Origin of the sequence: Acinetobacter sp. IK31 (assembly GCF_035615195.1) — a bacterium.
Taxonomy (GTDB): domain Bacteria; phylum Pseudomonadota; class Gammaproteobacteria; order Pseudomonadales; family Moraxellaceae; genus Acinetobacter; species Acinetobacter calcoaceticus_C.
The window spans coordinates 341,616-353,523 of sequence record NZ_JANBOB010000030.1 but is presented as its reverse complement, the minus strand read 5'-3'; the positions used below and the strand labels follow the sequence as shown (position 1 = coordinate 353,523).

Sequence of the window (11,908 nt, the reverse complement as noted above, 5' to 3'; positions counted from 1 at the left end):
TTTTTAAACTTATAAAAAAGGACATGTCAGCATGTCCTTTTTTATTTTTGCTTTTAAGTAAAAATTTTACCAATTTGCAAAACGAATAGGGTGTTCAAGAACTTGATCACGGAAATAAGCTTGACCATTTTTCCATGTAAGTTGACCGTTACATAACCACTCTGCTACTTGTGGGTAGATAAAGTGTTCAAGGGTATGTACTCGATTTGCTAATGAACCAGCAGTATCATGTTCTTTAACTGAAATAGCGGATTGAGCAATTGATTGACCAGAATCTAGTTCAGCAGTGACAAAGTGTACGGTACAACCATGTAAACGATCACCTGTGTTTAAAACACGTTGATGAGTGTTCACGCCTTTGTAAGCTGGAAGAAGTGAGGGATGTATGTTCAGCATTTTCCCTTGCCATTTGTTGACAAAGGTGGGAGTTAAAATGCGCATGAAGCCGGCTAAAATAACCACATCCACTTGCCAAGCCAAGAGTTGTTGATGCATTGCTTCATCAAACACTTCACGAGTTGGAAAGTCTTTATGGGAGATAATAGCGGTAGCAATATTAGCTTTTTGAGCACGCTCTAGGGCATAAGCATCTGCTTTATTAGACAGTACACCTACAATTTGCCCTGATAGATTTGCATCTATCAAGGCTTGTAAATTACTGCCGTTCCCAGAGACTAGAACAGCAATTTTTATCATGCAAAGATCACACGAATTTTTTCGTCTGCACCTTCCACTGATTCAGCATTTTCTTGGATGTGTCCAATTTTCCAAGCTTTTTCACCTTGAGCATTAAGCACTTCAATTGCTTTTTCTGCATCATTGGCATCAACAGCAATGACCATACCTACGCCACAGTTAAACGTACGGTACATTTCAAAGCGTTCTACATTGCCTTCGCGTTGTAGAAGTTGGAATAACTCAGACCATTCCCAAGAAGCTTCATCAATGACTGCTTGTGCACCATTTGGTAATACACGAGGTAAGTTACCTGGTAAGCCGCCACCAGTGATGTGTGCCATAGCATGTACATCAACTTGTTTGCATAGCTCAAGAACTGGTTTTACATAAATACGTGTTGGTTCCATCGCAACATCAGCAAGAGAGCGACCATCAATTATTTGAGTTAAATCAACGTTTTTAACGTCTAAAATTTTACGTAATAATGAATAACCATTTGAGTGAGCACCACTTGATGCAACACCAATAAGCACATCACCAGACTTTACTTTAGAGCCATCAATAATTTTACTTTGCTCAACAACACCAACAGCAAAACCAGCAAGATCGTAATCTTCGCCTTCATACATGCCTGGCATTTCTGCGGTTTCACCACCTACAAGTGCACAACCTGCAAGCTCACAACCTTTACCAATACCAGTAACAACATTTGCAGCAACGTCAACATTTAAGTGACCAGTTGCATAATAATCAAGGAAGAATAATGGTTCTGCACCACAAACCAAAAGATCATTTACACACATAGCCACAAGATCTTGGCCAATTGTGTCATGACGATTAAGATTAAGTGCCAAACGTAATTTAGTTCCTACACCATCGGTTCCAGAAACTAAAACAGGCTCTTCATAACCTTTAGGAATTTTGCATAGTGCACCAAAGCCACCAAGACCGCCCATTACTTCAGGACGACTTGTACGTTTAGCGACTGACTTGATACGATCGACCAGTGCGTCGCCCGCTTCAATGTCGACACCCGCATCTTTATAGCTTAAACCGGTATTTGGGGTAGAAGTTGAGTTGCTCATAAATGAAGTCTCCGCATTGGCGGCAGATTATAACCTGAATATACGAAACTCTTATGTTATTTATGCTCGAAAATGCTATCTTTAATAAAAATATTTTTTCATTTATAACGATTAAATCAAAAAAGGCTAGATTTTATGCAAGATCGTATACTGCGCCGTATTTTTTTACTCGCAGGTATTGTATTGCTGGTATGGGTATTGTACTTACTCAAGCCTGTAGTCATTCCTTTTATCGGCGCTTTTTTCCTGGCTTATTTATTCAGTCCACTTGTTGATGTTCTGGTAAAAATCAAATTGCCTCGCTGGTTAGCAATTAGCGTAGTGTTTATAGGAATCGGTGTAACACTAACCATTGCATTGTGGTATTTGGTTCCCCTTATCTGGAAACAATTAGTTTACGCCCGAGATAGCATTCCAGCTGGTATACATTGGATTAATGCAGAACTATTACCATGGGTTTCTTCGACATTTAATGTTCAGCAAATGGAAATTGACACAGAGCAGATGTCTAAAGCTGTGATGGAATATGTTCAAACCAATTATAGTGCCGATAGTATTCAATCAGTGTTATTAAAATTGGCTCAGTCTGGTTTGAATTTTATTCAAATTGGTGGAACAGTTGTCTTAATTCCAATTATTGCTTTTTATTTTTTACTAGACTGGGACCGTATGCTACAAAACTTACGTCGTCTCATTCCACGTCGATATGAAGCAAATACTTTACAGATCGTTGGCGAATGCCATAGCGTTTTAGGGGCATTTGTTAAAGGTCAGTTTCTCGTCATGCTATTGCTAGGCATAGTATATGCAGTTGGTTTGCAGCTCATTGGTTTGGAAGTTGGTCTTATTATTGGTATGGTGGCTGGCCTTGCCAGTATTATTCCTTATTTAGGATTTGCAGTAGGTATTATTGCCGCCGTAATTGCAAGTTTGTTCCAGTTCGGATTGGACTGGATGCACTTATTACTTGTTGGCGTAGTTTTTATGATTGGCCAAGCGATAGAAGGCTATATTCTACAGCCATTCTTATTGGGCGATAAAATTGGTCTATCTCCTGTAGCAGTTGTCTTTGCCGTATTGGCAGGTGCACAACTTGCAGGTTTCTTGGGAATGTTAATTGCATTGCCTGTTGCTGCTGTGATTGTGGTGCTATTGAAACACTTAAGAGATAACTATGAACGAAGCTCATTTTATGCTCCACCGTCTACGTTAGTCATACAACAAGGTGACATTAAGCAAATTCATGTAGAAACCGAAAGCACTAAGCTTGATCTTGAGGTTAAAACACAGCAAGATACAGATAAACTGAAACCATCTGACCAGAAATAATTTCAAGGTTAATTCAATATATGCGTCAACTCCAACTGGATATAGAACCTCAACTTGATGCCCGAATCAGTGATTTTTCGGGACCAAGTTGGGGGAATGTAGTCGATGCTGTGCGTCAACTACATGCTGGTCTGGTCAGTAGGTTTTATATCTACGGTGGTGCAGGGACAGGTAAGAGTCACTTACTTTCCGCAATTTGTGACTCTTATTTAGAAATAGGCAAATCTGCAATTAAAGTTTCTTTGCTTGAACTTCTTGATGCTCCTATCGAAGCAATTACTTCGTTAGAGCATTATGACCTTGTGGCTTTGGATGATATTGAATCAATTAGTGGTGTGCCGCATTGGCAAAAAGCTGTCTTTCATTTAATGAATAATCACGAAGGGCAGTTGGTATTTTCTTCGCGTGTAGCGCCTATCGAATTAAAGTTGGAATTACCAGACTTACAGTCACGACTTACCCAAGCTGTCAGCGTTAAAGTGCCGAGTGGAAGTTTATATGCGGACCGCTACGCCTTGGTTACCTCTGTAATGTCTAGACGTGGTATCCATTTTGATCAGCAAATTGTTGACTATTTATTGTTACATGGTCCTCATCAACCTTCTCTTTTATTACAGTCAGTTGCCCAATTAGAAAAATTACTTAAAGGTGAAAAAACAAAACTTTCGAATGCAACTTTAAGACAAATTTACGCTTTGATTGATGAATATCAACAATAGATATTCTTTCATTTGAGCTTATGGCTTTGTCTGAACTTTGCATTAGCCATTTAATTTTTCTGAATCAAAATATAAAAACGAATTATGAAGTAGTTATCTTTCTATACTTCAAGCCTTCTGTTGATTTTAAAATAGTTAATTTTTTGCATTTAAAAAAGTTTTTTAAATCTAACAGGCTTTTTGTAATGTAGCTTTAAAATGACTCTACAGACCGACCAAAATGTCTTGAGAAATTCTAGTTCCTGTGACAAAGTACGCACAAAGGATGCGGTTGCAAAAGCGGAAATTTTGCAATTTTGACAAAGAAAAATGAAAAAAAGATGTAAGGAGATGGGTATGCTCAAACGGAGCATTGCTTTTGCTTTATTGGCTGTCGCTGGACACGCTTATTCTGCCGATATTCAAGTCACAAGCTTAATTGATGAAGATAAAGATGATACGCTCTGTACATTGCGTGAGGCTGTACAATTTCTTAATTATCGAGCATCTTCCAATGCTGCTGATGTTGAAAAATATGCAACTGGTTATCATGGATGCGGAAATAAAGAGGCTTCTTCAAATATTATTTTGCAGCGTGATAAAGAATATACTTTGAATAAAAGTATAACAATTACTGTTCCTTTAGCTACTAGTACAGCAAAAAATGATTCTACTCTGGTTGAGGAAGGAGCGCCTAATTCTCATAATGCTACTATTAAAATGATAGGTACGGACCAACTATTCCGTGTAGATGATGGTAGTGTTGAAAAAGCCTCTTTTACAGTTTCATTTATTGATGTCAATTTAAAAGGTGCCGGATCAAAAAGTGCAGTACCTGATGGTGATGGTGGATTAATTTATAACCATGAACAATTGGTCATTCAAAATTCACGTTTAATAGATGGGTATGCTACTCGTGGCGGGGCAATTTATAACGCGGGAATTTTATCTAATACTACAAAAACAGCAGGCTCGGTAATGATTACTAATAGCCTGATGCAGAATAATAAAGCGAGTCAGGGCGGCGTTTTATATAGTGACATGCCACTTTACTATATTGGTCGCTCTGTCGTGCGTGATAATGAAGTGACTGCTGCAGATGGCGCATTGTTCCACGCACAAACTAAATTTGCAGATGAAAGTACCGGCGGCTATTTAACCTCTCGTGCTATCGGTTTAAGTAATAGTACGATTTTTCATAATAAAGGTAGTTTTATTGCCAATGTCCGAGATGGAATGGTGATCAATAACATTACAATGATTAAAAACACGGGTGGGCTATTTTTTGATGCTCCACAAGGAAAAGCTTCCGTTTCTAATAGTATTCTAGTGGGCAATACAACCAACTGTCAGACATCTGCAACAGATAAGACGATTGTACAGAGCAATTTGGTGACTACGGAATGTAACCGTAATGCTTCAGCAACACTTCCTAATATTATTTATCCAGCCAATGAAAAACTAATAGCAGGGAATGCAGATGAAGGAACATGTGATGTACCACCTGCAGATGGATTGCTTTGTCCTTATTCAACACCAAGTAATAGTTTCTTAGGTTTCTTTAAACCCAGAATTCTCGATAAATATACGAGCTTTTCACAATCATTATTAATTAACAAAGGCCGTTTATATAGTGATGGAACTTCAGTCGGTTTAGCAAGTTGTGAAAAACAAGATCAACGTGGAAAAAATAGAAGTGCTTATGATGAGCTATGCGATTTAGGCTCAATTGAATTAACAATTAACCGAGATGATATTAATACGCATGGTCAAGATATTAAATATGGAGAAATTGCCAAGTTTAATATTGCTGACGTTGTGGGTGATGGTGAATTAGTTTCTCCACAAACATGCGAAAAAATGTTTGGAAAAAGAACAGATGGTAAAGCATGGCAATCAGGTTGTATGAAAGTGATTCAGACAAGCACGTCATCTAAGGGAACTTTGTCGATTGATACACAAGGAAACTTAACTTATTTTCCAAATGATAACTGGCATGGAGCCGATGTATTTAACCTTTTAATCGTCACAACTACAACACGTTTTAATAATGCAGCAGATGTTTATCTAACGGTTCCAGTTCAAATCGTACAAGATCCACCATCAGGTATTGAAGATAAAACTGTAAGCACGGGTGGCGGGGGGAGTGTCAGTGGTGGCTTAATTTTAGGTTTATTTGGCTTAATTGCTTTGCGACGTTTAAAGTCATAATCAAGGATGATAAGGCTATGAAAAATTATAAAAAAGCTTTTTTAGCATTAGCTGTAATTGCTGCAATGCCATTATTTGCAGATACTACAAATGGAAGAATTGATGTTACAACTTTTGTCGATGAAGATGGTGATAATACCAATGCCTGTTCATTGCGTGAAGCGATAAAGACTGCTGAATTGCGTAAGTCTTATGGTGGTTGTACAGTTATTGATACACGTGAGACTACACAGAAATCTATTCAGCTTAAAGCAGGAATCTATAATTTAAGCAAGGAGCTAGTTCCTAATGCCAATATTGCTATTTTTGGTGCTGACCCCGTAGATTGGCAGAAGAAAAGTGTTTTAACTAATGATTATCCCGCACAGCTTGAATTACAAACGTATATTGATGCCCAAGGTAAATCACGTATTTTTAATACAACTTCCTATAAGCAACCCCTAAGCTTAAATAATGTCATTCTTACAAATGGAGTTACAACTGGTCAGGGTGGGGCGATTTATGCCGGTGCTGATATTGCTTTACAAAATAGCCAGATTTTATTATCACGAGCAACAAGTGGTGGAGCAATTTATTTAGCTTCACCTAATATTACTTTGTCAGTAAATCATTCATTACTGAAAGGTAATAGCGCAACACAAGGCAGTGTGTTATCAATGGGGTGTTTTAGTGACACCGTCTATGCGCCACGTACCATTACCCTTACATCAAATAGTATTGTAAATAATGGTAATACAGCTTCAACAAGTACATTTGAGTTTTGCGGTAAACCTACTGCGACATTGTCGATTAATACTATTGCGAAAAATATAGCGAATAGTACTAACGGCAGTGTTATTAAGTTTACTGGCGATACCAATAATCCAGCCAATACATCAAGTATTTTAAGTTCAAGCAGTAGTCTAGTACTTTTAAATAATACAATTGTTGAAAACAATGCGAACAGTACTTTCCTCTACGACAAACTGGGCACAAAAAAACTTAGTTTTAACGTACTGGCTTATAACACTGGAAGTTATGCTTGTAAATATTTGTTAGGCGCGGCAGCAGAGCAGAAGAGTGTAGGTTTAACACTGAGCTTCAATGCCCTTGATTGGACGTCTACGATAGCAAAATGTGATGTACCAAAAGAATCTCTGCCTGATGGTCATACGAATATTAATATCAGTACACAATCATTTAATACTCTATTGAGCCTACAGGATGCAACGGCTTCTACAGGTTTTTTACCTATTTATTATCCAAGAGATATTTCTTCTGACAAAGATTTAATTGATACTGATAAAGATGGAAAAGGAGGCTGTGCTACAACTGACCAGCGTGGTTTAAACCGTTTAGCAGATGGAGCCTCTTATTATCAGTCAGAGAACCGTAATAGTTGTGATATTGGGGCTGTTGAGTTAATGAAATTAACTTCAGGCGACTTAAAGGACGTCAGCAATATTTCATTAACGACCTTAATGGATACTTATCAACAAAATTTTGATTTATTTGATAAATATATTAAAGATCCTAAAACACCCTCTAATTTTATTACTTATTATAAAGTACGTTTAGCTGAGTTTAAAAACCTGATTGATACAACCAAAGCCAATCTTAAATATCGTGCGATTTATCTTGATTTAAAGAACTATGATTTACCTTTACCGGCCGAAGATGCTAATCATGTGTTGAAGTTCTTCAATACAACTGACTATCGTATTACAACAGAGGCATTGGGTATTGGATCACTTGATGACACATTTGATCAAAGCCAAATCGATGCTTTGACTGATGAGGACAAGGTATTTTGTGAGTGGAATAGCGCTTTACAGCAAATTGTTTTTTATCGCAAGGATGATGTAGTTACTCAAGCCGGTAGCTATGCTTATTGTAAATATACGATTACAACAGCCGATAGTAAATCAAGCTCGAGCGGTTTGATAAAAGCACGTTTTAATAATATTGAACCTGTTTCTGGAGATGGAACACTTACCTTTAAGTATCTTGCAAATGAAACTATTCCATTGAATCTTCTTAAATATGCGGATGATGATGGAGATGGGCCAGTAAGCACAATTTCAAAACCTAAAACACAATTTTGGGTGAATGAAAAAGGCGTAGAGTTACCAATCTATTTACCAAGCAAAACTTCAAAAGATGGAATTTTTAAGGTTGTTAAAGCAGATCGAGAAGGACCTTGTCCGGAAGATGATAAAGATAAAACTTGTTATGGTGGGAATATTTATATTCAGGCAAATAACGTCTTTAATGTTTTCAACGATTCATTGAGCTATAACGTTTATGATGCAGATGGTAAAATCTCATCTAAAGCTGGCACAATTAATCTAGTAAGTACTGCAACTACCACGGACGATTCTCGAAGTGGCGGCGGTGGCGGTAGCTTAGGAATTTTATCTATAGCATCTTTACTGGGTTTAGCGGCCTATAGACGCTACCGTAAATAAAATATATAAAACAAAAGCCTCCAATTGGAGGCTTTTTTATAAAATTTATGTAAGACACTAAATTCACTACATAGGAATTTTGCAGAGTTATTTAATGTTCTAAATACTTATTCATATATTCTTCCCGAATAGCTGTTTTTTCTTCACCATTTGCTTTAAGCATCCGCTGGCGCAAATCATTACGCTCTTGCGTACTCATTTTTTGCCATGCTTCACGCATTTTTTCTTTTTCAGCATCGGGAAGCTGAGTAAACCAGTCCATACGTTGCTGTAGGTTTGTACTTTGATTCGCTGGTAACTCTTTTAAGCTCTGGTAACGTTTAATAACTGCACGTTGTTCTTCTTCAGAAAGAGCATTCCATGTGTCATCAACTTGTGTATTGGCATCTTTAGAAAAAATCCAAAATCGTTCAAAACCTGCAAAACTGGTTTGCAAGAAACTTAATGAACAAAGGATAAGCGCTAATTTTTTAGCTGCCATGTTGTACTTTATCCTCACCCAAGACCATTAGCATTTCTAAATCTTCCACCATTTGTGGGGATAATTTAGGATTTACAATCACTTGATTTTGTGGCTTATCAACAATATCTGCTGAATTAGGTAAAATTACAAAACCTGTGATCGCTGCTGCAAGTGCAAAACCAGACATTTTCCAGACACTATAAAAAGAGGCTGGTTTTTGTTGAATATGGTCAAGCACATGATTCATGACCACTGTTTTATTTTTATGGTGATGTGCCAAACTATCAAGTTTAGACGTCACCTTTTTAGTGAAATCATCATGATTCATCATAACCTCCCAAGGGATTTAAATGGGCCAAATACTCTCTAAGTCCCTGAATTGCTCGGTGATAATGGGTTTTTACACTACCTTCGGTACAGTTCATGATCTGAGCTGTTGTGTGTGTGTCAAAACCTTCCCACGCACGTAACATAAATGCCTGTTGTTGACGAACTGGTAGCTTTGAAATCGCTTCTCGAATTTCTTCGATAGTCACTGCTTGATCAAGAAAATCCGCAGGATTGATGGCTTTTTCATCAACTACATCAATAATTTCGTCGTCATCATTGTCGAGACTAACTTTTTTGAAGAATGAAAATGGGTTTGCTCTACGAGATTCTTTGCGACGCCAATCCTGAAGTTTGTTGTTTAAAATCGTATAAAACAGGGGATACCATTCTTCAGTACTTTTATCGGCATAAGATTTGTGTAAAGAAATAAATGCTTCTTGAACCAAATCCATTGCAATACCTTGTTGACCTTGGGTAGCACTCTCCATCATCACCAAAGCACGACCAGTTACATCTTGCATGAAAACTTTCAGGCGTTGCTCAGCCGTGCTTGCATGAGCACTAGATGTTTCCGATCGAGACTTTTTCGGTGCTAAATCCATGGAGATGGAAAATCCTGTCATTGGACATACCCACCTTATCTTCAATATATCTCTTATATAACGTTGAAAAGAGGTGGGAGGTTGACAACAATCGGCTATTTTTTACTAGTGTAATTGATTTTTTTCACAAATATGTGAGATGTAAAATAAATTAACGTTTTATTGGCGTTGACGAACCATCTCAAAAAAACAAATAGACCCTGCAATTGCTACGTTTAATGACTCTTGTCCACCTGGCTGTGGAATAGTCACTGATTGCGCATGCTCTAAGGCGTAATCACTTGCACCTTGGCCTTCATTTCCTAAAATCCAGACACAGGGCTGAGAAAGATCTTGTGAGTAAAGGCTTGTTGAGTGATGAGAGCTTGTAACAAAAACTGGGATTCTAAATTTTGGAAGAATATCTGTAAGTTGGAAGTTTTCAAAACAATGTAAGCTAAAATGAGCTCCCATACCTGCTCTTAAAACTCGTGGAGACCAAAGTGATGCAGAGCCTTGTGTGCAAATGATTTGCTTAATATTTGCTGCTGCTGCTGAACGTAGCAATGTGCCTACGTTACCTGGATCTTGTATATTCTCCAGAATCAAAGTGTCCACTTTGTAATCAATTGTTGATGCAGTTTTAGGCAAATCAATAATAGCTAAACAAGGTAAGCTCGTACCTAATGTACTCAAATCTCTATATAAGACTTCGCTAATAACAAAGATATGACCTTGATGTAGCTCAATTATTTTTTTTAAATCAGTGTGTTCTAGTGCTTGTTCTGTCGTAAATAAAGAAAAAATCTTCTTTTGCTGTTGTAACCACGTTAAACAGAGATGGGTACCTTCAAGGACTGTTTGTTGGTGCTTTTTTCGAGCGCTATTAAGTTCGATTAATCCACGCAAATGTTTAATTTTTGCATTGTCTTTTGATTCTAAAAAAATAACCGCCATGAGAAAATATCCAACAAAAGGGCACCATCATACTATGATGCCCTAAATAATTAAAATTATTAATGATAGCTTGTTACGCGTTCAACTTCATTTTTAGAGCCAATAATTACAGGAACACGTTGGTGAAGCTCCGTTGGTTCAATGTCTAAAATGCGAACACGGCCAGTAGTTGATGTACCACCTGCTTGTTCAATGAGCATACTCATTGGATTTGCCTCATACATTAAACGTAAGCGACCCGCTTTTTTCGGATCTTTTAAGTCGTATGGATAAAGGAAAATACCACCGCGGCATAAAATACGGTGAATATCACCCACCATACATGCTACCCAGCGCATGTTGAAATCTTTTTCACGAACAGATGTTTTACCTGCAAGTAATTCATCAATATATTGTTTTACAGGTTCTTCCCAATGGCGCTGGTTAGACGTATTAATTGCAAACTCTTGAGTGTCTGCTGAAACTTGAACATTATCAGTAGTAAGCAAGAAGGTTTGAGTTTCTGGGTCTAAAGTAAAGAATACTACGCCATTTCCTACAGTTAAGGCCATCATGGTTGATGGGCCATAAAGTACATAACCAGCAGCAACTTGCTGAGTACCCGCTTGCATGAAATCGTCTGCTTGAGTTACGGCATTTTTTGCAGGCAGGATAGAGAAAATTGTGCCTACACACATATTGATATCGATGTTACTTGAGCCGTCTAACGGATCAAATAAAACCAGATATTTACCATTTTCTTGTGCAGGTGTGAACTCATCAAGCTCTTCAGAAGCAAGACCACTCACTTGTGGATGAACTTTTAAAGCATCAATTAAGTAGTCATTAGAAATCACATCAAGTTTTTTCTGTGTTTCACCTTGAACATTTTCATTACCAGCACTACCCAAAATACCAGCGAGCGCGCCCTTTTGTAAGGCTTGATCGATAGTTTTACAGGTGGTGGCAATAGTGTCGATGACTTGAGCCAACTCAGGTGTTAGATTCCCTTTTTGTTGTTGTAAAAATTGGGACAATGTGAGGTTGGACATATAAAATAGCTCCTGTGCTTCAAGCATCAAAATGAGTCAGATAAATACGTGGCATATTCTAGATGAGAATGTCACAAAATAAAAATTATCTTACTTTA

11 protein-coding genes are annotated in these 11,908 nt (G+C 37.6%); 4 read left to right on the top strand and 7 right to left on the bottom strand.

All coding sequences use genetic code 11. The features are described from left to right. Window positions 1-66 precede the first annotated feature (66 nt). On the bottom strand, window positions 67-696 hold the full coding sequence (gene purN, locus MSG66_RS15145) for a phosphoribosylglycinamide formyltransferase (protein ID WP_324654504.1): 630 nt from the start codon (window positions 694-696) through the stop codon (window positions 67-69). Then, window positions 693-1,763, bottom strand: coding sequence for a phosphoribosylformylglycinamidine cyclo-ligase (gene purM, locus MSG66_RS15140; RefSeq protein WP_133972203.1), 1,071 nt, complete (start codon window positions 1,761-1,763; stop codon window positions 693-695). Before purM ends, purN begins: the two co-directional genes overlap by 4 nt. Before the next feature lie 135 nt (window positions 1,764-1,898). Between purM and cxpE the strand changes: the two genes are divergently transcribed. The 4 genes from cxpE to MSG66_RS15120 all read left to right on the top strand — a co-directional run bounded on the left by cxpE (window position 1,899) and on the right by MSG66_RS15120 (window position 8,448). Further along, complete coding sequence (cxpE, locus tag MSG66_RS15135) at window positions 1,899-3,092, top strand: chloramphenicol efflux transporter CxpE (RefSeq protein ID WP_324654503.1); 1,194 nt, start codon at window positions 1,899-1,901, stop codon at window positions 3,090-3,092. A 20-nt stretch (window positions 3,093-3,112) separates the two neighbouring features. Further along, on the top strand, window positions 3,113-3,811 hold the full coding sequence (gene hda / locus MSG66_RS15130) for a DnaA regulatory inactivator Hda (RefSeq protein WP_042898540.1): 699 nt from the start codon (window positions 3,113-3,115) through the stop codon (window positions 3,809-3,811). A 330-nt stretch (window positions 3,812-4,141) separates the two neighbouring features. Next, window positions 4,142-6,001: a rhombotarget A gene (gene rbtA, locus MSG66_RS15125; protein WP_324654502.1), complete on the top strand. Its 1,860-nt coding sequence runs from the start codon at window positions 4,142-4,144 to the stop codon at window positions 5,999-6,001. A gap of 17 nt (window positions 6,002-6,018) precedes the next feature. Next, a complete protein-coding gene (locus MSG66_RS15120) occupies window positions 6,019-8,448 on the top strand; it encodes a CSLREA domain-containing protein (RefSeq protein ID WP_324654501.1) in 2,430 nt (809 codons plus the stop codon). Window positions 8,449-8,539: 91 nt separating this feature from the next. Here the strand turns inward: MSG66_RS15120 and MSG66_RS15115 are convergent, their stop codons facing one another. The 5 genes from MSG66_RS15115 to MSG66_RS15095 all read right to left on the bottom strand — a co-directional run bounded on the left by MSG66_RS15115 (window position 8,540) and on the right by MSG66_RS15095 (window position 11,810). Continuing rightward, the gene (locus MSG66_RS15115; RefSeq protein ID WP_133972211.1) at window positions 8,540-8,929 is read right to left on the bottom strand and encodes a DUF3106 domain-containing protein; all 390 of its coding nucleotides are present in this window, start codon (window positions 8,927-8,929) and stop codon (window positions 8,540-8,542) included. Continuing rightward, on the bottom strand, window positions 8,919-9,239 hold the full coding sequence (locus tag MSG66_RS15110; protein WP_004643705.1) for a hypothetical protein: 321 nt from the start codon (window positions 9,237-9,239) through the stop codon (window positions 8,919-8,921). Before MSG66_RS15110 ends, MSG66_RS15115 begins: the two co-directional genes overlap by 11 nt. Continuing rightward, a complete protein-coding gene (locus tag MSG66_RS15105; RefSeq protein WP_262472784.1) occupies window positions 9,229-9,843 on the bottom strand; it encodes an RNA polymerase sigma factor in 615 nt (204 codons plus the stop codon). Before MSG66_RS15105 ends, MSG66_RS15110 begins: the two co-directional genes overlap by 11 nt. 159 nt (window positions 9,844-10,002) lie before the next feature. Continuing rightward, the gene (locus tag MSG66_RS15100; RefSeq protein ID WP_075431506.1) at window positions 10,003-10,779 is read right to left on the bottom strand and encodes a TrmH family RNA methyltransferase; all 777 of its coding nucleotides are present in this window, start codon (window positions 10,777-10,779) and stop codon (window positions 10,003-10,005) included. A gap of 59 nt (window positions 10,780-10,838) precedes the next feature. Beyond that, on the bottom strand, window positions 10,839-11,810 hold the full coding sequence (locus MSG66_RS15095) for a class 1 fructose-bisphosphatase (protein ID WP_262472565.1): 972 nt from the start codon (window positions 11,808-11,810) through the stop codon (window positions 10,839-10,841). Between the last annotated feature and the right edge of the window lie 98 nt (window positions 11,811-11,908).

What these genes read in the sequence shown, in the direction of transcription:
- purN (WP_324654504.1), bottom strand. Translation starts at nt 696, where the DNA reads ATGATAAAAATTGCTGTTCTAGTCTCTGGGAACGGCAGTAATTTACAA.
- purM (WP_133972203.1), bottom strand. Translation starts at nt 1,763, where the DNA reads ATGAGCAACTCAACTTCTACCCCAAATACCGGTTTAAGCTATAAAGAT.
- cxpE (WP_324654503.1), top strand. Translation starts at nt 1,899, where the DNA reads ATGCAAGATCGTATACTGCGCCGTATTTTTTTACTCGCAGGTATTGTA.
- hda (WP_042898540.1), top strand. Translation starts at nt 3,113, where the DNA reads ATGCGTCAACTCCAACTGGATATAGAACCTCAACTTGATGCCCGAATC.
- rbtA (WP_324654502.1), top strand. Translation starts at nt 4,142, where the DNA reads ATGGGTATGCTCAAACGGAGCATTGCTTTTGCTTTATTGGCTGTCGCT.
- MSG66_RS15120 (WP_324654501.1), top strand. Translation starts at nt 6,019, where the DNA reads ATGAAAAATTATAAAAAAGCTTTTTTAGCATTAGCTGTAATTGCTGCA.
- MSG66_RS15115 (WP_133972211.1), bottom strand. Translation starts at nt 8,929, where the DNA reads ATGGCAGCTAAAAAATTAGCGCTTATCCTTTGTTCATTAAGTTTCTTG.
- MSG66_RS15110 (WP_004643705.1), bottom strand. Translation starts at nt 9,239, where the DNA reads ATGAATCATGATGATTTCACTAAAAAGGTGACGTCTAAACTTGATAGT.
- MSG66_RS15105 (WP_262472784.1), bottom strand. Translation starts at nt 9,843, where the DNA reads ATGGATTTAGCACCGAAAAAGTCTCGATCGGAAACATCTAGTGCTCAT.
- MSG66_RS15100 (WP_075431506.1), bottom strand. Translation starts at nt 10,779, where the DNA reads ATGGCGGTTATTTTTTTAGAATCAAAAGACAATGCAAAAATTAAACAT.
- MSG66_RS15095 (WP_262472565.1), bottom strand. Translation starts at nt 11,810, where the DNA reads ATGTCCAACCTCACATTGTCCCAATTTTTACAACAACAAAAAGGGAAT.